The sequence below is a fragment of the Marinobacter psychrophilus genome (assembly GCF_001043175.1).
Lineage (GTDB): Bacteria > Pseudomonadota > Gammaproteobacteria > Pseudomonadales > Oleiphilaceae > Marinobacter > Marinobacter psychrophilus.
This window is the reverse complement of record NZ_CP011494.1, coordinates 1,147,840-1,170,216: the sequence shown is the minus strand read 5'-3', so window position 1 is coordinate 1,170,216 and position 22,377 is coordinate 1,147,840. Positions and strand designations below refer to the sequence as shown.

Sequence of the window (22,377 nt, the reverse complement as noted above, 5' to 3'; positions counted from 1 at the left end):
AGATCGGTGCCAGAGCGCGTCAGCGGGGTCGGCGCAGAAACGCCCGACCTGCAGCTTCGTCGGCTTGTTTCTGTTCGCGAGAATCTTGCTCACGTTGCTCTTGCTGGCGACAGGTAGTGATGAAATTTTCCATACCACGGCGTTTTTCCCAAGCTTTCAACCACTCGTTGCGACGAACTTCGAACACCTGATTTGCCTGTTCAAGCTGAACCTGCTGCTGCCCGATTAACTGGTCAAGCTGGCCCATAAAAGCCTGCCAGGCTTGCAATCGGCTAACCGCAACCACGCCCTGCTGGCCGTCACGGATTTGCTGGCGATATTCCTGATGATAGCTCTGAAGTTCCTGAATTTGCTGCTCTCGTTGCGCCATCAGGGTGCGAGCCTCGCCCATGCGTTCCAGCGCCTTTTTCTCCTTGCGCTGTTCCACCGCCAGCACCACCCCAAGGCGTTGCGAACGCTGCATTATGAATTACTCCCGGCGGCGGTTGGATTTGGCGTAGCCACCTGCATGCGGTCGGGCGAACGCCGCTCAGGCACCACCGCAAGCAGTTGCTCAACGCTTTCGTTCAGCGAGGTTTTTTCACTGAGCCCCTGTTTCAGGAATTGCCGCATATTGGCAATGTGCGCAACGGCAAAGTCGGTTTCCGGGTCGCTGCCTTTGACATAAGCGCCCACGCTGATCAAATCCCGCGCTTGCTGGTAGCGTGAGTACACCTGTTTAAAGCGCTGCGCCCGTGCGAAGTGCTCGGGATCGGTCACCTGGGGCATAACCCGGCTGATGGACGCTTCAACATCAATCGCCGGGTAGTGACCTTCTTCCGCCAGCCGCCGCGACAACACAATATGGCCGTCCAGAATGGCCCGAGCGGCATCAGCAATCGGGTCTTGCTGATCGTCGCCTTCGGTCAGTACCGTGTAAAAAGCTGTAATGGAGCCGCCGCCAGGGCGACCGTTGCCAGTGCGTTCCACCAACTGTGGCAACTTGGCAAATACCGATGGAGGGTAACCCTTGGTCGCCGGGGGCTCACCCACCGCCAAGGCAATTTCACGCTGGGCCTGGGCGTAGCGTGTCAACGAATCCATCAGCAGCAGCACACGCTTGCCCTGATCGCGGTAGAATTCGGCAATGCGTGTGGTCAACATAGCCGCGCGCAGGCGCATCAGCGGTGAGTCGTCGGCAGGCGAGGCCACCACCACGGAACGGGCCAGGCCTTCTTCACCCAGAATGTCTTCAATGAATTCTTTTACTTCGCGGCCGCGCTCGCCAATCAACCCGACCACGGTGACGTCGGCGTTGGTAAATCGGGTCATCATGCCTAACAGCACACTTTTGCCCACGCCGCTGCCGGCGAACAGGCCAAGGCGCTGGCCCTGCCCCACGGTAAGCAGCGCATTAATGGCACGAATGCCCACGTCCATAGGTTGGCGCACCGGCGCCCGGTTCAGCGGGTTGATGATGTCGCCGCTGAGCGACACGCGGGCTTCGGCGTGCAGCGGGCCTTTTCCATCCAGCGGTTCGCCACTGCCGTCAACGACTCGCCCCAGCAACTGATTGCCCACCGGCACCCGGCTGGTCGAAGACAAGGGCACCACCAAAGCGCCAGGGCGAAGGCCTTCAATGGCGGTCAACGGCATCAAATACACTTTTTCATCTTCAAAGCCGACCACTTCGGCTTCAACCACGCCACGGCCCTGGCTCTGGATCACGCAGCGGTCGCCCACCATCATAGGCACGCCCACGCACTCCAGCGTAAGCCCAACCATACGGGTCAGGCGGCCAGCCAGTTCCGGTGTTTGTTGTGTCTGTACGTTGCGGCTACGGCGGTTCAGGCGCTCGGCAAGACCGCCAGACGAATGACCAGGCAAGTTGTCAGACGAGGCGTCAGAGAGCGGAGCTGTCATCGCCGGGCTCCTGGGGTTCGTTTTTGCTGGCATCATTTACCAAGGCGCAAACCACCTGTTGAAAACGTTTTTCAACAGTGAAATCCACCAGCGAATAGCGGGTTTCCACGCGGCAACCGCCGGGACTAATAGCGGCGTCTTCCACCAGTTTCGTGGACGCATCAAGCCGCGCCAAAGACGCTTGCAGCGGTTCAATATCTTGAGGATTGGCGCTGATACGCACGGTTTCAGTGGTGGATGGCAGCGCCGCCATCGCTTGACGCACCACCTGCATAATATGGCTGGAGTCTTGGGATAGCTCGCGCTGGACAACCGCTTTGGCCACTGCAGTCGCAAGCTGGACCAACGCCTCTTCCAGCTCATTTTGCTGCTGGCGAATGGGTAACACCAGTGATTCCATCACTAAGTCGATGCGCTTTTCCAACGCCTGCATCTGCTGTTTGCTGTGTTCGCGTCCCGCGCGCTCGCCTTTCTCGCGACCTTCGACAGTGCCGGCTTTCACACCTTGAGCAAAACCTTCTTCGCGACCTTTAGCAAAACCTTCCCGATGGCCTTTTTCAAGCCCGGCCCCGTGGCCTTCCGCTTCCGCCTGTTGGTGAATATCTTGAAGCTCCGCGGCGGTCAGCGGTTTGATATCACGTTCTTCTTCGCGGGGAACTTCGTTGCCACGGGCGTCAAGCAGGGGCAACTCCCAACGCTCGTAAGCGGTGAGCTGTTCTTTCGGGATGCGGCTGCGGTCGTTGCGGGAGTCGGCCATTACATCATTTCTTCGCCGCCGCCACCGAGGACGATTTCACCGGCTTCGGCCATGCGGCGGGCGATGCTTATAATGTCTTTTTGTGCGCCTTCTACTTCACTCACTTTAACCGGGCCCTTGGTTTCCAGATCGTCCTGTAAGAGTTCAGCGGCACGCTTGGACATGTTCTTGAAAATTTTGTCTTTGACATCGTCGTCGGCGCCCTTGAGTGCAATCACCAGCACTTCAGACGACACTTCACGCAGCAAAGCCTGAATGCCACGGTCGTCCACGTCCTTCAGATTGTCGAATACAAACATCAGGTCTTCAATGGTGGTTGCCAAATCCGGATCGGTTTCCTTGATCGACTCCAACAAACTCGATTCAATGCTGCGATCCATAAAGTTCATGATGTCAGCGGCGCGCTTTACGCCGCCAATCCGGCTGGTTTGCGTCGAGGAGCTGCCAGAGAACTGTTTTTCCAGAATGTCGTTCAGTTCCTGCAACGCCTGAGGCTGTATGGTTTCCAATGACGCGACGCGCATCATCACATCTAATCGCACTTTGGGGTCCAGAGCACCCAGGATTTCGGCGGACTGGTCCGGGTCAAGATAGGAGATAACGATGGCCTGAATTTGCGGGTGTTCGTATCGGATGATATCGCCTACCGCGCGGGGCTCCATCCACTTCAGAGTGTCTAGACCGGTGGTATTACCACCAATCAGAATACGGTCAATCAGGCTGGCGGCTTTGTCGTTACCCAGAGCCTGGGTCAGCATGGCACGAATGTAATCGTCGTTGCCCACGCCCAGGCCGGTTTGGCCGCCCACGGCGTCGATAAAATTGTTGAGCACGCCACTGACATCGTCTTTGCTGATATCCCGCATTTGTGCCATTGCCACGCCAACCCTCTGCACTTCCTTCGGGCCCATGTGCTTTAGCACTTCCGCGGCGTCGGCTTCGCCCAGCGACATCAACAGAATGGCCGCCTGCTCTACCCGCGAAATTTTGCGTGCGGCCTTCGGCGGCGCGCTGGCGACGCCTTGATTTGCCTGATCAGTCATCAACATTCACCCATTGGCGCATTACCTGTGCAACCCGTGCCGGATCTTCGGCAATCAGCCCTTTCAGGGCGTTCAACTGTCTATCATAACCCCCTGTGCTGCCGGGTAAAAGCAGGTCGTCTTGATTGGCCATAGCTTGGCGCAGAGAATCGCCGCCTTCGATGCCGTCCAGATCGCCGTAACCTCCATTACCGCCACCGGCCAAGCCTTTATTGCCGCTCGCCAGATTTTTCAGGGTGGGCCGCAGCAGGCCCAGTACCAGCACCAGAACCACCAGGCCGGCCAGAACCTGTTTCATCAGGTCCCAAAACCAGGGTTGCTGCCAAAAACTGGGGGCCTCATATTCCAGCACCTGTTCCGGGGCAAACGCGGTATTCATCACTGTAACGCTGTCACCGCGAGCCGCCGAATAGCCCACTGCATCACGTACCAGCATGCTCAGGCGCTGCAACTCCTGCTCTGGCCAGGGCTCGAAGGTAACCACACCGGTGTCTGCATCTACCACTCTCAGGTCATCCACCGCCAAGGCGACGGTCAGGCGTTTGATCCGGCCCAGTTCTTGGCGGACGTAGCTAACGGTGCGATCCATTTCGTAATTGCGGGTGGATTCGCTGCGCACATCGACTGGCGCCGGTGCAGGTTCGGCACCGTCAGCATTAGCGCCGGCATTGGCCTGTTGCGGCACACTGGCGTTCGCGGGGGGCTGGTTCGATAGCGCTCCGGGAATGCCAATCGGGCCGCCACCAGCGCTGCGCCTTTCGGTTAGCTGACGTTCGCTGCGCACCGCCTGCTGTTCCGGGTTGAACAATTCTTCAGCTCGTTCCACCGAAGAGAAGTCAAGATCTGCGGACACCTCGGTGCGGTAGCGGCCGTCCCCTACAATCGGCGAAATCAGCGAAGACACCCGGCGGCTCAGGCGTTCTTCCACCCTATCGGTGTAGTCGTACTGGTCAGACATACGATCAGTGTCGGTGTCAGCGTCGGCGCCGGTCAGCAAATTGCCGTTCTGATCAACCACGGTCACGCCGGACTTGGTCATCATCGGCACGCTGCCAGCCACCAGATTAACAATGGCAGCAATGTACTCCTGCTCCGGGTGGCGCCCTGCAAACACTTCCAGAAACACCGAGGCTGACGGCTCGTGGGCATCGCGGATAAACACCGAACGCTCCGGAATGGCAAGGTGCACTCGGGCGCTGCGCACGCCGCGCATGCTGGCAATGGTGCGCGCCAGCTCGCCTTCCAGGCCACGGCGATAGCTGATGGTTTCCATATATTGGGAGGTACCCAGGCCACGGTCTTGGTCCAACAATTCAAAGCCCAGAGTTTTTTGGTCGGTGACGCCTTCAGCTGCAAGCCGCAAGCGTGCGTTATACACTTGATCGGCCACCACCAGCAGTGCACCGCTGCGCGGGTCCATTTTATAGTCGATTCCGCTGCTGTCCAAAATGCTGGTCACGTCCTGCGGGTTGTACGATGACAAGTCACCCAGGACCGGCTGGTAATTGGGTTCCTGGGCCCACAGCACCACCGCCACGCCCAGAGCAACGCTGGCTGCCAGCCCTACCATCAGGCCAACCTGACGCAGCAGGTCCAGTCTGTTGAAGCCCATGAAGGCGCGGCTGTTTGCTGCGGGGGCCGCCGGCGAATTCGATTGTGTGGTCTGTGCAGGCACGCTGGCCATGATGCTGCTCTCCGGTTAAACCTTGATCCGATGGACTAACAAAATCCTGAAACGCGCTGAAATGAGACGCGCCAGTTATACCGGCATGTTCATGATGTCTTCGTAAGCTTTGACGACCCGGTTACGGACCTGGGTCAGCGCCTCAAACGACACCGATGATTTCTGCGCGGCAATCATTACCCGGGTAATGTCCACGTTGGGCTCGCCCATGTCGTAGGCTGTACGCAGATCACCCGCGGTTTTCTGCGCATCCGCCACATTGCCAACAGCCTCCCCCAGCATAGAGCTAAAACTTGCCGTTCCATTGGTTTCGCCTACTTCGCGCGGGCCATCCATACGGCCGCGCACAGATTGAGTCTGCTCTACCTGCTGGTTCTGCGTCATTTGCGAACGCAGGTTGCGGATGTCGGCAAGAACACTGTTGATATCGGCGCGCTGAACCATAACTTTCTCCCGGGCTACCCAGATGACATTGGGTTATCTGTCTCGTTACCGAAGAATTAGCAAAGCCCAGACCAACTTTTTTAAAGTGTTTTTAATCAGTAATATACCTTTTCCTTAACGCACCGAAACCTCAACTTTATAAGGTGGGAATGGATAAGCGTCGAAGTTTTGACAGGAATCGAGGAGCCTGCGGCTGAACCAAAAAGGCACCCAAAAGGGTGCCAGGAAGGAGTGCTACATAAAAAATGGTGCTGAATAAAAAGAAGTACTGCGTAAGAAAGCGGTTAGACAAACCGGCGACCCCTAAATCAGGCCAAAGCCATTTCCGCCTCAAGATCAATACCGGCGTCACGAATTTGCGCCAGCTTGTAGCGCAAGGTGCGGGGGCTAATGCCCAACTGCTCGGCGGCGCGGTTACGGCGACCACGCTCCTGGCGCAGAGTCTGAATAATCAGTCGGAATTCCTGCTGGCGCAGATCGCCCTCAAGTGTCCCTAGAGAACCTTGCTGGTATGCCATGGCTCCCGCGCTGCCAATGGCGTCGGGCACGACCGGCTGCGAAACCAGATCCGCGGCGTGCGCATCAGCGGTAGCCGATTCTACCTCTACTTTTGTGGCCGCTGATACCATGGGCACTGTTGGGGCAGCGGGTACCGCCAAGCGCACGCTGATACCTAAGTCCAGGCACAGGTCGTCAACGTGAATCACATTGCTCTGGTGCAACACCAGCGCTCTTTGTATAGCGTTATCCAATTCACGTACATTGCCCGGCCAAGGGTGGGCCAGCATCGCCTCGCGGGCGTCAGCCGCAAACCTGACGCCATTGAGCTTCAATTTGCGGCTGTGATTTTTCAACACCGCATTGGCCAAAGGAATGATGTCCAGCGGCCGCTCACGCAGCGGTTGCCAATGCATTGGAAACACCGTCAGTCGGTAGTACAGGTCTTCACGAAAACGGCTGTCACGCACGTGTTCGGCCAGATCCCGGTTTGTGGTGGCAATCACCCGCACGTCCAGGGCAATGGTTTTTCGCCCACCTACCCGCTCCACTTCCCGCTCCTGCAGCACTCGCAGCAATTTAGATTGCAAACCCGGATCCATTTCCGACACTTCATCCAGCAAAATCGTTCCGCCGTTGGCTTGCTCAAATTTACCGGGTGATGACGCGATGGCACCGGTGAAGGCACCTTTTTCATGGCCAAAGAGCATAGCTTCGAGCATATTCTCAGGAATAGCCGCGCAGTTTATGGCAATAAAAGGCTTGTTGGCGCGGAGGGAATGCTGGTGAATATAGCGCGCAAGCACCTCCTTGCCGGTGCCGCTTTCACCTGAAATCATGACCGTTGAATCGCTTTTGGCTACCTTGGCTGCCAGCTGGAACATGCGCTTGCTGATAGGGTCTTCTGCCACCGGTTGATCGCTATCAGCCTGGCGCTTGCCGCCGGTAATTTTGCTAACCGCATCGACTAGGGTATGGCCTTCAAAAGGCTTTACCAAGTAATCAATGGCACCTGCCTGCATCGCCGATACTGCATGGCTAATCTGGCCGTAGGCCGTCATCAGCATCATCGGCAGTCCCGGGTACAGGCGCTGTACTTCAGCCAACAATTCGTGGCCAGACAGCCCCGGCATATTAACGTCGCTAACCACCATATCGACTGGCACCTGGGACAGCTGCCGCAGAGCTTCGTGGCCGTCTGCCGCCTCATGAACGCGAAATTTGGCCAGTTCCAGGGTTATCACCAAGGCTTCGCGCAGGTCACGGTCGTCCTCAACAATCAGAATCCGGGGCTTGGTCATGGTGCTGTTCTCCACTGCGTATTCGATAGTGCGTGCCGGTGCGGCTCGCCAGATTTGATCAAGTGCTGTTATTAATTCGTGCGATTCAACAATGGCAGGTGAATCGTGGCCTGAGCTCCGCCTTGGCCGTTTGATGTCATCGCAAAGCGGCCTTGATGTGCGTTCACTACCGCTTGTACAACCGCCAGACCAAGGCCGGTGCCGTGGGATTTTGTGGTGTAGAACGCTTCTTGCAAGCGCGGAGCCATAACCGGGTCAAACCCCGAACCGTTATCGCTTACCTCGATGGCCAGCTCATGATCACAGCCGCGAAGGTTCAGGCGCACGCTGGCTGCCCCGGCTTCAATGCTGTTGTTGACCAAATTTGTACAGGCACCTACCAGGGCGTCACGGTTACACAACAGGTGGCCCTCAGCCTCCCGGATGTCCAGAATTAGCTGGGTGCCACTACGTTCAGCAATAGCGTCTACCGCAGACTTCAGTGCAACCGCCAGAGTGGTTACCGACAGTTCTTCTGCCAAACGGGTTTCACCGCGGGCAAAAATCAGCATGTCGCGCACCTGCTGTTCCAAATGCGACAGGCGCGACATCAGTCGATTGGCGCAGCGCTGGCGCATTTCTTCATCCAAATCGGCTTCAGTCAAGTGACCACCGTACAGAATCGCCGCCGACAGGGGTGTGCGAATCTGATGGGCCAATGACGCGACCATCTTGCCCATCGCAGATAAGCGCTGAGCATGAGCCAACTGAGACTGCAGCTGTCGGGTTTCGGTCATATCTGTCAGCAATATTAACTGGCCGGGCTGATTTTCCATGGTGCGAATTTCAATGCTGACGCGGCGACCGTCTTTCAGTGAAATTTCGTGCCCGTCGTCCTGGCGTGGCGCAAAGCAGCGCTGAATCACGCCAATCCAGTGCTCGCCATTCAGCGGCTCACCCAAAAGGCTGGTGGCCGCAGGGTTGGTTTGGGTAACCACACCCTGGCTGTCCAGCACCACCACACCGGCTGGCAATGCCTTCAACAGAGTGGTGAGTTGGTCTGCCAACTGTTCTTTTTTCTCCAGCTCTTGCTGACGCTGCAGGCTCTCTTCCGATAATTCGCCGGAAAGCTGATTAACCCGGGATTCCAGAGTGCGGTAAGAATCGGTAATCTGGCGCGACATGCGATTGAACATGTCCAAAGCGGAGTCTACCGCTTCATCACTTTGCTGTGGGAATAGCGCCGTTACCTTGCCATTCACATCGGCGGCGGCGTTAGCCGGTGCATTGGTCTGCCCGATTGCAAATTGTGCATGATTCATAACCCTTTCCCTTACCCAAAGTGATCGATATTGCTGCTGCGCAGACCGCTCACTGGTGATTCGTTAAGATTCACCAAGCTAGCTTCATGCCAACTCAATATTTCTTAATCTTTTCAATGGTAAAGGATTTTCACAAAAAGGCAGATGACGGGTTTCCGTCACTTTAAAACGACAAAAGCGCCAGCGGTTACAAACCGTTGACGCCATTTCGAGAGTGCTTCACCGATGTTTTTAGCTGCCTGATTAAACCTCAAGGGCATCGTGCCCTCAGACTTCGCCAACCTCTTCACGAAGACCGTACTTGCGGACTTTTTCCACCAAGGTGGTGCGGCGGATACGTAATTTTTCCGCAGCCCGGGCCACAACTCCGCCGGCTTCGTCAAGCGCCTGCTGGATCAATTCGCGCTCCAGGTTACCCAAATAGTCTTTCAAATCGAGCCCATTAGCCGGCAATAACGTCGGTGAATCTAACCCAACCAAGCCAGACGGAAAAGATGAAAGGTCAGGCTCATCAAAATCGACGTGGTCTTCGTCATGGTCGTCAACGTAGCGGAACTTTTTTGGCAGTTCCTGCACACCAATCACCCCAAACGGGTTCATGATGGCCAGCCGCTCTACCAAATTGGCCAGCTCACGCACGTTACCGGGCCAGTCGTGACGGCACAAATTGAGAATGGCAGCGGAGTTCAGGCGCAACGATCCGCGGTTTTCTTTTTCCATGCGCGCCACCAGTTCGTTGATCAGCAGTGGAATATCCTCAACCCGATCACGCAAAGCCGGCATCTCAATGGGAAACACATTCAGCCGGTAATACAAATCTTCGCGGAAGCTCCCAACTTGAATCATGTCTTCCAAGTGTTTGTGGGTGGCGGCGATGATACGAACATTAGCAAACTTAGTGTGGTTACTCCCGACCCGCTCAAACGTACGCTCTTGCAAAACCCGCAGAATCTTTACTTGCATATTCAACGGCATATCGCCTATTTCGTCCAGAAACAGGGTGCCGCCTTCGGCCAATTCAAAACGACCCACACGAGCGGCAATCGCGCCAGTGAACGCGCCTTTTTCATGGCCAAACAACTCGCTCTCCAGCAGTTCCGCTGGAATGGCGCCGCAGTTTACCGGCACAAAGGGTTTATCACGTCGGCTGGAATGGTAATGCAAATTACGTGCGACCACTTCTTTGCCGGTACCGGATTCGCCCGTCACCAACACGCTGACTTCTTTGTCTGCTACCTGTTCCATCAACTGGCGTACCTGCTGCACTTTGCGGCTGGTGCCGACCAGTGAGCGGAACAACTGAACACCGCGTATCTGGCCGCGCTTGCGGGCCCGGCTATGGTGGTCGTGGAAAACCTGGGCACGGTATAGCGAATCAATAAATTTGGTGTAACCAAATGGCCACGCCAGGCGCGCAATAATTCGCCCAAGCTGCTCTTCATTCAGACCGGAAAAATCAGAGCCACCAATACACAGCACGGGGATACAGGGAGACCATTGGCATACGGCTCTGATCGTGGCTTCGGCGTTGGCATCGTCGCCTTGCACAATAACCACAGAGACCGCCTCTGCGTCTTTGTCCGCGGCGCCTAACAACACTTCGCGTGCCTTACTGCCCGTCAACCAGCTTTCTTCGCCGAGAAACTCGAGAATGGTCGTAATATCGCGGCAGCGATCGGCAGCATCACTGAACACCAGCACTGTGTTGGATTTCAACATTCCAGGCGATCTCTTGTCGGTTTTGAGCAACATTTAAGACCTTAACTGCCTCGGAGTCAATTTAATGACGCCAAACCCTAAAAATCTTGCTGATACGCGCCAGCGATCTGGCGCTGCCCGCAATCTGGCTGAATAGCTACTGCCCTATCTGGCTCAGGGCGGAGACGAAGACACTTTACCGTAGGCTTTGGCTGCGCTGCTATTACGGTTAACTTCTTTCAATTCGAGCTGTGCGGCAGCCTTGGCCCGGTGGGCAGAGCCGTCAGCAGCGTCGACAAACTGCTGCACCTTCTGTAATTGGCTGCGCACGATTTCAGCTGGCAATTGCCCTTGTTCCAACGCTTCAAGCAGGGGCTCGATAGCGGGCTTTATCTCTGGGCTCAGGCGACTGATTAGCTCCCAGTTCTGATCTTTCAAAGCCTGCTGCATGTGCTCAAGCAGCTGGTCTAGATGTACCATTGCAGGATGGTCTGCGGCCATTGTTCATTGCTCCTGTTCAATGATCTACAAACGGGTGCGAAACCCAGTGTGCTAACAATTGATCATGTTACACCTTAGCGACGCACAACAGCACAACCTAAGGCAACCGCGGTGAGTCACCACGGCCTAACCCCGGCAAACATCTCAGGTATTTGTTGTTTGATTTGGACGGACATTTCAACGCACAGCTACGATTTTTTCGGCGGCATTCGATTGTTCAGGCAAACTTCTCAAAACTGCAGTAGACAGCGGGCACCACAGCTTTGAAACTGTTATGGTACGCTGATTAAGTCTCGTTTCAGCGGATTCTGGTGCGCGTGAATTTCACAGCGTCCATTACGCTCATATTAATCGCAACAACAGCAGTCTCGAGGGTATATGGCAGCAGCGTGGCATTCCCATCTTGCCGGTAAACTGGCACTGGCGCAGACATTGTTACGACTTGCTGTTAACAGCAATCAACCCTTACAGCAGGAAGCCTGCAAGCAAGGTGTCATTGAGCTCATGCTGCGATCGCGAAGGCTCCTGCTATATACCCTCGCAGAGTGCTATCAGCAACGTAAAGGGCAACCCCAGAACATTGACCAACTGGGCAAACTGATCGGAGCCGATGCGCCGGAAGTTCAGCAACTTCTGGCACTGCAAGCTAACGCTGACAGTTGGTGGAACCATCTGGAGCAACTTGGAGACGCGCAGAACCGACCACCTGCGGCAAAAAAAACCATCAGCAACGACAATATTATTGCCGTCACTGCGGCCGTTGGCGCAGACCGTTCGCTCTCATCAGTTCAAGCCAGCCTAAACGCAATAAAGCAATTTTCAGCCGATGTGGAAGCAAGACACAGCGAGTGGTGAGACATCCCCGCGTACACTTTTCCGTTGGCGAACATAAAGGTTTGGATCATGTCACCATCGTTTTTTGAAATTATTCAACTCAGCAATGGCGACTACGCTTTGCGCCGCGTTGACGACGACGGCGCGCCATTGGTGCGTATCAGTTTTTCCGAAGAAGCCAAAGACATGATGGACGACCGCCAGATGCAAGTGGCCAAAGCCATGATTGCCGCAGGCATTGACGCAGCGGGCGATAGCGCCCAGGACTTGGACGAGGATATCACCGACAGCGGCAGCGACGCTGAGTGGTTTGATGCGCCCCACAGCCCAACGCTGCACTAACGCTGCACTAACGCTGCACTAACGCTAACGTAGAACTCTGGTAGCGCTGGCGCACTACTTTTTACTAACGCTGACGCAAAACGACGCCGTGGCTATTGCCCGCGGCGGATGCCGCCTGGAGTGCCTCGAAACACGCTTTGTTCAGTTTTTCGGTCCACAACACCACCGCATGACATGTGCCCACGCTGAGGGCTCGCTCCGCCAACTTGAGCGCCGGATGCTCGGCGCTGGAACGCAAAACCAGCAGCTCACCCGCAATAATGCCGTGCATTTTTTGCCATTTGCTGACCAGCTCTTGAGGTGGGTCAATCCATGCCAACCAGCGCTTTTCTTGGTTCAGCTGGGTCAGCATTGGCAGTAACAGTTGAAAATTTTCCACCTGGCCTTGGGGCAAGATAATTTCAGTGACGTTACCAACCAACACCGGGGCTGGCAGGGGTTGAACTCGCACAGGCTGCGCCTGCTCTGCCACTCGCGCTGCGATCTGTTGCTGATATGCAAGATTGCCGTTAAAGCTCAGTTGTTCCATGATTCCCCGCCCTTCTTTGTGTCGGTTTACTATCGCTACGGATCAGTGCAGGTCTGAGCGGCGGATAACACCAACGCCCAACCCTTCAATGAACAGATCCTGCTCGGTCAGATCCACTTCAATCGGTGCGAAGTCTTCGTTTTCCGCCACCAGATACACTTTGTTACCTTCTTTACGAAAGCGCTTCACAGTCACTTCATCACCTACCCTGGCCACCACAATCTGGCCGTTGTGAACGTCCTGAGTGCTGTGCACTGCCAGCAAGTCACCGTCTAGAATGCCGATATTTTTCATGCTCATACCACGCACTCGCAGCAGGTAATTCGCCGCCGGCGAAAAAAAACCGGGCTTTAACGTGCAGTGGTCTTCCACGTGTTCCTGAGCCAAAATCGGACTACCAGCTGCCACTTGGCCAATCACCGGCAAACCCAGATCCTGCTCGCTTTCTGGCAGGCGAATACCGCGGCTGGCGCCGGGCACCATTTCAATAGCGCCTTTGCGTGCCAAGGCCCGCAAATGCTCTTCTGCCGCATTGGCGGAGCGAAAACCCAGCTCAGCTGCAATTTCGGCGCGGGTGGGCGGATACCCGGTTTCATCCAGGTAACGGCGGACAATATCCAGCACTTGGGACTGCCTGGCAGTGAGTTTCATATTCGGGGTCCGCTGCGTCATAAAATACCCTGTTTGTTTATACAGTGATTTGACTATATACAGTGTTTTATCCAGTGTAAACCCCGTTTATGGCATTTTCCCCACTTGCTCGATTACCAGACTCAGGCACCTGATATGCTATGGTGATTCCGTCGTTACAGGCCGCGCTTGCAGCGCTGGAAACTGATTTAAGGATGTAATAATGACGCAAAAGAACGTCTGCAAAGCGCCCTCAGTAACCCACACTGCCAGCGGAGCAGAACGCCGGGTTGGTGTAGAAATCGAGCTTTCGGGTTTAAGCTATGAAGCGCTGGTGCACGAAGTCGCCAATCTGCTGAACGGCGCGCCGCAAATTCGGTCGCGCTACGTAACCGCAATAGACACGGCACTGGGCGAGTTCGTGATCGAACTGGACTCTGATCCCATTAAAGATCTGGACCTGACCGGGGCCGGCGTGCCGGAAAGCCTGCACGAGCTTGGTGGGCAGGCTATGGACGTAATCGACGCCGCGGCCGAGCGTATCGTGCCGCTGGAAATTGTCGGGCCGCCCATCGGTTTTTCTCAGGTGGAAGAGGTTGAGCGGCTGGTCAAAGAACTGCGGCAACTTGGCGCACTGGGCAGCCGCGATTCCATTTATTATGCCTTCGGACTGCAACTGAACCCGGAACTGCCAGATTTACAGGCGCCCACCATTACCCGATATTTACAGGCGTTTGCAGGCTTGTACGAGTGGCTGAAAAAGCGCCACCAACTGGATATCAGCCGGCGTTTTACACCCTATATAGAGCCCTGGGCGCCTCACTACACAGAACTGCTCATGAAAGATGACTACGCGCCATCTTTGGAACAGCTAATGGAAAACTACCTGCAACATAACCCTACCCGAAACCGGGCACTGGACCTGCTGCCGCTGTTTGCCCATCTGGATGCACCGTTGCTGGCCCGGTACGTAGAAGACTCACGCATCAAAAAACGGCCCACCCTGCATTACCGGCTACCGGATTGCGACGTCGACAACCCGCAATGGAATTTCTCTTCGGTATGGAATGATTGGGTAATACTGGACGACATTGCCAACAACAGCGAAGACCTCGCGCAGCTTCGGGCTCATTTTCGCGATTTCGGCACTATCAGCTTGCACAATCTGACCCACAGCAAAGCGGAGACTATTCACCACTGGATCGAACACAAAGGCTATGTCTGAATCGATATCTGAACGAATGAAAGAAGAATCTCCGCCCGGGCTGACCATTGGCATCAGTGGCCCGCGCCGACGCGGACCGGCCCAGCGGCTGATTGCCCTGGCGCTGCGCATGCACGGTGCGCGCACCCATTACATACGCCCCGGAGGCAGGGTGAACGTGAGCCTACTGGACGGCCTAGTGCTTTCCGGCGGCAGTCACGTGCAACCGTCGCTATATAGCCAGTACCCCATGGTAACGGCAGATTACGATAAGCGCCGTGATGAAACCGATCAGCGCCTGCTGGTAGAAGCGGAAACCCTGAACCTGCCGGTGCTGGGAATATGCCGCGGCGCACAGTTGATTAATGTGTATCGCGGCGGTTCGCTGTGCCAGAACGTGACCCCACTGCGGCAGAACACCCGCCATCGCCCGCTGCTGTTGCCCCTGCAAACCGTGAAGGTGGTGGACAACACCCGCCTGAGCCAGATCATGCGGTTGCCGGTTATCGGTGCAAATCGTATTCACAGCCAAACCATAAAAAAACTGGGGCAAGACCTGCGGGTCGTGGCGGTGGATAACGATCTGTTCGTGCAGGCCATCGAAAATACCCGTGGCCAATGGCTAATGGGAGTGCAATGGCACCCAGAGTATCTGCTTTACCACAGCGGCCACCGCCGTATATTCCGCCATTTTGTAGACCAGGCCCGTCGCCTGAAAATGGCCAGACTGAGCGCCGCGCCTTAGCCGTGTGTTAACGGTTTTTTAACCGAGTTTTAAAAATCCCGGGTATAAAAAATGTCCAGCGAGGCCGCCAGACCACTGGCGGCCTCGAGATAGAAATAGCGCCCTAAATCGAACCGCAACGCCACCGTGGTCACCGGCTCAAAAATACCCACGCCGTAACGGATGCTGAGTTCATCGGTCAGATAACCGCTGGCCACTACCGCGGTCTGGTCGCCGCTGCCCTCGGCTTCAAGGGTCAAATCACGAATGCCAAACTCTGCGCCCAACACGCCTGTTATCTTGTTGGCTTGGTTCAGACCCAATGACAGCGCTGCGCGACTCATTTGACCATCGTCTTGCTGGCTTTGCGGGGCACGGCCCAGAATCAGGTACGACAGCGCATCCGTTTGCGGCATCTCCGGGATGGAAAACACCTCGGTCGCTGGCGACTGCACCGGGCCCGTCAGGCGCAGCCCTGCGACAACCGACCCGACCGTGCGCACCGCTTCCAACGCCAGATAAGGCTGGGTCAGGTTGCCTACAAACAGCAGCCGGGCTTTACGCAGAGTCAAATCCTGACCATAGGCCTCGAAGCGGCCCTTGTTGAGTCGCAAAGTGCCGCGGGTATCCATATTGTTGCCAATCCGCAGGGTTCCGCTAAGGTCGCCGGTAGCGCCAAACGCCGCAAACGTGACCTTGTCATCGGGGCTTCCTACGTTCACCACCACGTCCATCGTTAACGAGCGAATCACCGGCTCGGGTTTTTTAACCCCCACAATCACTTCGTCATCAGACACAGATACCGCCCGCGGCGGCAGCCCGCGGATTTCTATAGCGCCACGGGGCACATCAATACGGCCGTTAACCAACAATTCCCCACCGGAAAAGGCGATGGTCAAGTCCGGCGCGACTTCCAGCTCGGCGTAAGGCTCAATGTTGATGGGCAGGCGTTCGCCGCGCAAAGACACGCTGCCGCTGGGCAAGTCGCTTTGCCAGTCAAGCTCGCCCTGAAGCACCAGCTCACTGCGTTCATTGGCTCGAATTAAACCGTTAATATTGGCGTTGTAGCCCAGCATTTCAACGGTGACGTTGATTTGCTCCATAGCCAGCGGCAGGCGTGGGTCAATCACTCGGCCGTCAGACAGGGTTAATTCGCCATTGACCGCGGGCCGCATGAGCGGGCCAGACAGCTCACCCCGGCCGTTAATCTGGCCGGCTACCTCTTCCAGTCCGGTAAAAATGCCCAACAGCGCAATGTCCATGCCACTGAGCTGAAAGTCGCCGCTAAGAGTGCGTTCGGACGCAGCCGGGTCAATACTCAGGCCTGCCTTTAGCGATCCCAGTTTTGGCCCGGCCAGCACCAACACTAATTGCGCCTCAGACGTCTGCAACGTCAAACGGGTAGACAGTGCGCTGTGGCGCAAGGTTTCCCAGTCGCCATCGAGCAGAATTTCGAAGTCACCCGCGCCGGCATCCAGCTCTATCGCGCCGCTCGATCCCTCTGCGCCCATGGAAAAATCAATGCTGCCATTGATATTAGCCTGCCAGCGCAGATTTTCCGGCAATAATGGCGCCAACGCCTTCGACGGCAAATTAATGATGCGGTATGCAACATTTGCTGCCGGCAGCAGGGTCTGGTCGCCGGCACACAAAGCGCTTTGCTGCCACTGCCAGCAATGTTCGGCAAAGGTCAGTTGCGGCTCGGTGCGTCCTGTCCCGGCCTTGAAAAACAGGGCTGCTGGCTGGCGCAGCTGCCAGCGTTGGTCCTGCCCGGTTACCAGCACCTCACCGCGCCTGAGCTCGCCTTGCCATTGTTGCCACTGCTCACCCGCCGCACCCGCCAGTTTCAGGCGAACTTCAACCTCGCGGTGAATCATGTCCAGAACCAGCTCATGTTTTTGGCGCGTGCCATCCAGCGTTACGTCCAGCTGCTCAACGGTCTGACCACTGGCCTCAATGCCTCGGGCTTGAAGCCGGCTGCGGATTGCGCCCGCCGCATCCAGGTTAGCGCTGAGTTCCACGCCCGCGAGTTGCAGCTGGTTTTGCCAGGCCAAAGCCGTTGCAGAAATACGAATATCCGCCTGGGGCTGCTGCACTGTGCCTGTTACCGTTAAACGGGCGCTGGCCTGCCCGCGCAGACTTTCCAGAATCGCTCCTGGCTCAGGCAAATCCAGGTCCAGCTGGGCTTGTAACTGCTGGCCCCACTGCCCTTTGCCGGCCAAAGTATTGTCGCCAATAGCCACATCTAGTTGAGGCACCTGCCAAAGCCCGTTTGCGGCACTGGCTTTCACCTTTATGCGGGTGGTTTGCCCACGCCACAGGCCGGCAAGATCTACGTCTGCGGACATCTCTGGCATGCTCGCCGATTCTAGCCACTGGCCACTCGAACGGATGCTGCCATTTAGACTGGCCTGCAATTGCGGCACCCAATAACCTGGGTTGAATTTCTGCAACTCCAGCGCAGCCTGCCACGATAGCGGCTGTGCCAGACCAACGTTGGCATTGCCCGTTAATGAGCCAGCGCCGGTTTGCACCTGTAAGCGGGAAATAGTCAGTAGCTGAAGATCACCCTCAAGTTCCGACTCCAGGCTGGTGTCTCCGGCAGGGCCGCTGGCGGTAACCGCCAACGTGGCGGTATAACGTTGGTCTTGCCAGTTTGCCCGCAGCTTCAAGGTATCGATGTTGACCGGGGGTTCCTTCATATCCGGCAGCAACGTGTACCAGGGAAAGGCGTTCATGGTCAGATTGGCATCGGCGGTCAGTTCGGGCAGCCAGGCTGCGCTGCCGGTCAACGCCAAGATTCCATCGCGTCCGGCGTTGTCTGCAGCCAATGTCAGCTCAATATTGTCGGCACCCTGGGTGGTCACTTTTGCCGCCAGGTTAAGTTCAACCGGGCCAGTGGTACCTGGCAAAGTAGCCTGGGCGCTGGTTTCGAAACCGTCGGCTAGAGAACCCTGCAACGCCAGCTTCAGACTGTTCAGCGTGAGCGTTGGCGGTAAAGACGGGACTGCCAAAAAAGTATCAGAGCGAATAGTCAGGCTCGCAGGTAGATCTGCCTGCAGTGGCTCGACAGTGCCTTCCAGAATTGCGTCGAGGTAACCCTGACTGCTGCCGTTAACGCGCAGGTCGCGCACGCTGCCCGCCAAAGCCAGATCTATTTTCCAGTGATCCCCCGAGGGCGGTGGCAATTCGGCACTGAGGTTCAGCGCAACCGGCCAGTCGCCGCGGGTTTGAACCCGCCCGGATGCGGTTACACGAATGTCGTCACGCTGATAAAACGCCCGGTCTATCAACCAGCTTTCACCGGCGCCGCCGGCATCCAGCTCCACCGTATCCCAGACTTTGTTGCCGTTAACAAAAAACTCGCCCAAACGAATCTGGTCGGCACGAATAGCTAAAGGAAGACCGATGTCGGGCAGCAGGATGTCCGATCTGGGGCTATCGTCTTCGTCGGCAGAGGGCTGCAGATTCAGCTCTATGGAGTGCGCCCGAAGATGGTCCACACACAGCCGCTTTTGCAGTAAGCACTGCGGCGACCACTGCAAATCCGGCGCCTGCAATTGCAAATCAACGCCGTAACCACGCCAGCTTAAAGATGTCGCCTGCCAGCGGCCCAACAACGAGCCCTGCCCGGCTTGCACTTCCAGCCCCGGGGCCTGCTCAATAAGCCAGGCCGTGCCGGCTTCCGAGCGCAGCGCCAGCAGCACAAATGTCAAAAGCAAAAGCGGCAACAGCAGTACGATGGCCGTCAACATCAGCACCCAAAACCACCAGCGCCGGCGCCGCGGTTTGCCCGTGGCTGCGGACTTGGCTGGCGGCTGCGGTTGCTGTTTTTGAGTCTGTTCTGTGCTCACAATTCCGGCCCCATGGAAAAGTGTATGCGCCAATCGCCGCCGAATTCCGGGTTCAGGCCCTTGGCAAGATCCAGCCGCAGCGGCCCTACCGGACTTATCCAGCGCACACCAACGCCGACTCCGGTGGCCAGTGGATCAAGCAACTGATTAATCGCATTGCCGTGGTCCACAAACAGCGCAGAACGCCAATTATTAACAAACTCGTATTGGTACTCAACACTGCCAGCAATCAGATAGCGCCCACCTTCGGTGGCACCACTATCATTTAGTGGTGACAGGGTTTCATAGCCGTAGCCGCGCACACTCTGGTCACCACCGGCAAAAAACCGTAACGACGGAGGCACATCTGTGAAGCTGTTGGTTCCTAGCCCGCCGATTTGGAAACGCGCCAGAAAACGGTGTTTGTACGCCAGGGTGGCCAGGCCCTTAGCCGAGGCCTTGATATGTAGAATGTCGGCCGCAGAAAGCAAGGCCCGATGAGCACCGCTGACGTCGATGCGCAAGTTATAACCCTTTGATGGGTCCAGCGCCGAGTCTTGCACCAACCTGGAATAACTAGCACCGGGCAACAGCAGGCTACTGGTGCCGGTTTCGTCGTCGTCACCGATCGTGTATCTCTCGCCTTCCCAGCGCAGCGACAAAATTTGGAGCCAGTCGGTTTCAAATCGGTGTTGCCACTGCACACCCAATGTGGCCAGCTCCGATTCAACGTCTTCGATGTCCTCACGCTGCAAACCGCCACCGAAGCGCAAGCTGTCGGTCATTGGCGGGTCCAGCGGGATTTCATACCCGGCACTGATGCTCTGCCGAAGCTGCGCGAGCTCGGTGTCGGCACTGCGGCTGTGGCCCTGCGGGTTTACCCAATGCTCACGCCAGTTAACGCGAAAACGCGGCCCTACGTCGGTGGAAAATCCTACGCCAGCAGACAAGGAGCGGCGTTCGCGACGGGTGAGCTCAACCTGCACCGGAATGACGCCGTCTTCCGCACTTTCTGGAACGGCGTCAATATTAACCCCGGCAAAATATCCGCTTGCAGACAGGTCGCTGCTTAGCTTGGCAATTTGATCGGCGTGATAGGGGATGCCCGGCTGAAAGCTAACAAACTTGTCCAGAAGTTCTAACTCAAACCAATGGCCTTCGGCAAAGGTAACCTCGCCCAGGCGATAGCGCTCACCGCTGTCATACGCCAGAGTAATGTCAGCTTCGAGGGTTTGCGGGTTTACGGTCAGTGCACGGGAGGTCAGTTTGCCATCAAAATAACCGCGGCGGCGAGCGCGGGTAGGCAAAGTATCGCGCAGGGCGTCGTAATCGCCATGATTGAGTATGTCGCCCAACGCCGGCTTGGCCGGCAAGTTGCCACTAAATTTGGGGTCATCTGCCCCCAGCCCGCTAATATCGACTTGCCGTGTTTTTACCCTCACAGGTTCACCGGGCACTACGCTTAAAAGCAGGCGCGGCTGATTGTCAGCGTCGGCATCGCCCGGCTCCAGCGTCCAGCTGATATCCGGGTTGTAATAGCCCAGTGCCTGCAGCGCTTCGCTGATCTGACTTACCGCGGTAGAGGCATAACGTCGCAAATTACTGGCGCTGCGCCCTTCTACATCGCCAATAAACGCTTCGGCGTTATCCTGTAATTGCGGATAATTGCCCTGTACCTGTACTTTCACCTGCTGGCTCAGAGCTGGCATTGACGCGCCAACCAGTGCGAGCATTACAAGCACGGTGCGCCGCAGGCTGGCCAGAATTGTTTGTGATGCCATGGAGTGAATTCTGTTCCTAAACCGCCAGCAGTCTATGCAATCTGGCGCGCCTGAAATTTTTTATAAGATGTCGCAGTTAGCTTACCCACTGCTGACGAGTCGTTCAGCTACCTAAAATGCGCTAACCTTGGCGAGCAAGCTTCTTTAAAACGCTCACACGTTACCAGCCGGACCTCTTTCATCATGTCAAATATAAACCGTCAAAAACTCAGATCCAGCCGTGAGTTTATCTGGTTTCTACTGGATTTTCTGATGCTGGGCCTGTTGATGGTGAATATGGCCTTTATCATCTGGGATTCTATTTACAGCTTTGTCGCCATTCAGAATACCTTGAAAGAGATCTTACCGGCACTACAAGCGGCTTATCAGCCAATTCACGAAAACTTTATTTTTTACGACTTAGTGTTTGTAGCCGTCTTTTTGGCAGAATTTTTTGTCCGCTGGGGCCACGCCGCGAAAACCCGCGAATACGGCCGCTGGTACTTCTACCCATTCATTCACTGGTACGACTTGGTGGGCTGTATACCGATCGGTGGCTTCCGTATTTTACGCTTGCTGCGAGTTATCTCGATTGTGCACCGGTTACACCGTTACGGCATCATCGATATTACCCAGTATCGGGCTTATCAGTTCGTTAACTTCTATTACGAAGCGTTCATGGAAGAGATTTCAGACCGGATCGTTTTAAAAGTCATCAGTGGCATTCAAAGCGAAGCTGGCCGGGGTTCACCGCTGGTGAGCCAAATTCAGCAGCAGGTGCTTTATCCGCGGCGGCAAATGATCAGTAACTGGCTGTCTGCCCGAGTTGCGAAGGCCGCCGCAGAAAGCTACGTGCCGAACCGTGGCGCCCTGCGCAACTATCTGGAAGCTCGGGTTGACCACGCTCTGCAGCAAAACATCGAACTATCGCGCTTGAAGCTTTTACCTGTAGTTGGTGGAACTATCGCCCGCACCCTGGAAGATTCGGTGGGGGATATTGTCGCCAACATTGTTCATCAAATTCTGGAAGACCTGGCTTCAAGCGCCAATCACGCATTTATTGACGACTTGGTGGCCGCTGTGTTGCCAAACAGCCAATCAGCGCACAAGGAGCAGCAGGCTAACCAGGCGCTGATCGAGATGATTCAGGAGATTCTGGAAGCCGTAAAAACGCAGGTGAAGGTCAAGCGCTGGCGCGAAAACCTGCCGTGATAACGCGGACCAAAGCCCAGGTTGCGGCAGCAATGCCCCGCTTGCTGTTCTTTTGGACCAACATTAGTGTCACTACTCAGTAATTCTGTGAAACAAATCTGCAGGCCCCTGTTATAGTAAATAAGTTTAATCAACAGTAGGTTAGCATTTACGCTTGCACCCTGTTTCTCTAATTTCACA

General features: G+C 56.1%; 19 protein-coding genes. 5 read left to right on the top strand and 14 right to left on the bottom strand.

What is annotated here, in order from left to right:
• Window positions 1–19 precede the first annotated feature (19 nt).
• From fliJ to ABA45_RS05125, 10 genes are all read right to left on the bottom strand, one after another.
• On the bottom strand, window positions 20–463 hold the full coding sequence (gene fliJ / locus ABA45_RS05170; protein WP_048384589.1) for a flagellar export protein FliJ: 444 nt from the start codon (window positions 461–463) through the stop codon (window positions 20–22).
• Entirely contained in the window at window positions 463–1,902 is a 1,440-nt protein-coding gene (fliI, locus tag ABA45_RS05165) for a flagellar protein export ATPase FliI (RefSeq protein WP_048384588.1), read from the bottom strand. The genes fliJ and fliI overlap by 1 nt, the downstream gene beginning before the upstream one ends.
• Entirely contained in the window at window positions 1,883–2,659 is a 777-nt protein-coding gene (locus ABA45_RS05160) for a flagellar assembly protein FliH (RefSeq protein ID WP_048384587.1), read from the bottom strand. Before ABA45_RS05160 ends, fliI begins: the two co-directional genes overlap by 20 nt.
• Complete coding sequence (gene fliG, locus ABA45_RS05155; protein ID WP_048388705.1) at window positions 2,659–3,702, bottom strand: flagellar motor switch protein FliG; 1,044 nt, start codon at window positions 3,700–3,702, stop codon at window positions 2,659–2,661. The genes ABA45_RS05160 and fliG overlap by 1 nt, the downstream gene beginning before the upstream one ends.
• The gene (fliF, locus tag ABA45_RS05150; protein ID WP_048384586.1) at window positions 3,695–5,386 is read right to left on the bottom strand and encodes a flagellar basal-body MS-ring/collar protein FliF; all 1,692 of its coding nucleotides are present in this window, start codon (window positions 5,384–5,386) and stop codon (window positions 3,695–3,697) included. The genes fliG and fliF overlap by 8 nt, the downstream gene beginning before the upstream one ends.
• A 75-nt stretch (window positions 5,387–5,461) precedes the next feature.
• Window positions 5,462–5,830, bottom strand: a complete 369-nt coding sequence (gene fliE / locus ABA45_RS05145; protein WP_048384585.1) for a flagellar hook-basal body complex protein FliE — start codon at window positions 5,828–5,830, stop codon at window positions 5,462–5,464.
• A 308-nt stretch (window positions 5,831–6,138) separates the two neighbouring features.
• Window positions 6,139–7,629 (bottom strand): sigma-54-dependent transcriptional regulator, encoded by a 1,491-nt coding sequence (locus tag ABA45_RS05140; RefSeq protein ID WP_048384584.1) that lies wholly within the window; start codon window positions 7,627–7,629, stop codon window positions 6,139–6,141.
• A gap of 71 nt (window positions 7,630–7,700) precedes the next feature.
• The gene (locus tag ABA45_RS05135) at window positions 7,701–8,930 is read right to left on the bottom strand and encodes a sensor histidine kinase (RefSeq protein WP_048384583.1); all 1,230 of its coding nucleotides are present in this window, start codon (window positions 8,928–8,930) and stop codon (window positions 7,701–7,703) included.
• A gap of 267 nt (window positions 8,931–9,197) precedes the next feature.
• The gene (locus ABA45_RS05130; protein ID WP_048384582.1) at window positions 9,198–10,649 is read right to left on the bottom strand and encodes a sigma-54 dependent transcriptional regulator; all 1,452 of its coding nucleotides are present in this window, start codon (window positions 10,647–10,649) and stop codon (window positions 9,198–9,200) included.
• A gap of 153 nt (window positions 10,650–10,802) precedes the next feature.
• A complete protein-coding gene (locus ABA45_RS05125; protein WP_048384581.1) occupies window positions 10,803–11,129 on the bottom strand; it encodes a hypothetical protein in 327 nt (108 codons plus the stop codon).
• Between the two features lie 378 nt (window positions 11,130–11,507).
• Here ABA45_RS05125 and ABA45_RS05120 point away from each other — a divergent pair, with 378 nt between their 5' ends.
• Entirely contained in the window at window positions 11,508–11,984 is a 477-nt protein-coding gene (locus ABA45_RS05120) for a DUF6586 family protein (protein ID WP_048384580.1), read from the top strand.
• Between the two features lie 48 nt (window positions 11,985–12,032).
• On the top strand, window positions 12,033–12,305 hold the full coding sequence (locus tag ABA45_RS05115; RefSeq protein WP_048384579.1) for a hypothetical protein: 273 nt from the start codon (window positions 12,033–12,035) through the stop codon (window positions 12,303–12,305).
• Between the two features lie 64 nt (window positions 12,306–12,369).
• Here ABA45_RS05115 and ABA45_RS05110 read toward each other — a convergent pair whose 3' ends face one another.
• Both ABA45_RS05110 and lexA read right to left on the bottom strand, forming a co-directional pair.
• Complete coding sequence (locus ABA45_RS05110) at window positions 12,370–12,834, bottom strand: cell division inhibitor SulA (protein WP_048384578.1); 465 nt, start codon at window positions 12,832–12,834, stop codon at window positions 12,370–12,372.
• 42 nt (window positions 12,835–12,876) lie between these two features.
• Window positions 12,877–13,485: a transcriptional repressor LexA gene (gene lexA, locus ABA45_RS05105; protein WP_048384577.1), complete on the bottom strand. Its 609-nt coding sequence runs from the start codon at window positions 13,483–13,485 to the stop codon at window positions 12,877–12,879.
• 202 nt (window positions 13,486–13,687) lie between these two features.
• Between lexA and ABA45_RS05100 the strand changes: the two genes are divergently transcribed.
• Together ABA45_RS05100 and ABA45_RS05095 are read left to right on the top strand one after the other, a co-directional pair.
• Entirely contained in the window at window positions 13,688–14,689 is a 1,002-nt protein-coding gene (locus ABA45_RS05100; protein ID WP_048384576.1) for an amidoligase family protein, read from the top strand.
• Window positions 14,682–15,413 (top strand): gamma-glutamyl-gamma-aminobutyrate hydrolase family protein, encoded by a 732-nt coding sequence (locus ABA45_RS05095; RefSeq protein WP_198147064.1) that lies wholly within the window; start codon window positions 14,682–14,684, stop codon window positions 15,411–15,413. The genes ABA45_RS05100 and ABA45_RS05095 overlap by 8 nt, the downstream gene beginning before the upstream one ends.
• Before the next feature lie 29 nt (window positions 15,414–15,442).
• On the opposite strand, the gene ABA45_RS05090 is transcribed toward ABA45_RS05095, so the two are convergent.
• Window positions 15,443–19,246, bottom strand: coding sequence for a translocation/assembly module TamB domain-containing protein (locus ABA45_RS05090; RefSeq protein WP_084708277.1), 3,804 nt, complete (start codon window positions 19,244–19,246; stop codon window positions 15,443–15,445).
• A complete protein-coding gene (locus tag ABA45_RS05085; RefSeq protein WP_048384575.1) occupies window positions 19,243–21,006 on the bottom strand; it encodes an autotransporter assembly complex protein TamA in 1,764 nt (587 codons plus the stop codon). The genes ABA45_RS05090 and ABA45_RS05085 overlap by 4 nt, the downstream gene beginning before the upstream one ends.
• Before the next feature lie 183 nt (window positions 21,007–21,189).
• Between ABA45_RS05085 and ABA45_RS05080 the strand changes: the two genes are divergently transcribed.
• Complete coding sequence (locus ABA45_RS05080) at window positions 21,190–22,197, top strand: hypothetical protein (protein ID WP_048384574.1); 1,008 nt, start codon at window positions 21,190–21,192, stop codon at window positions 22,195–22,197.
• Window positions 22,198–22,377: the final 180 nt, after the last annotated feature.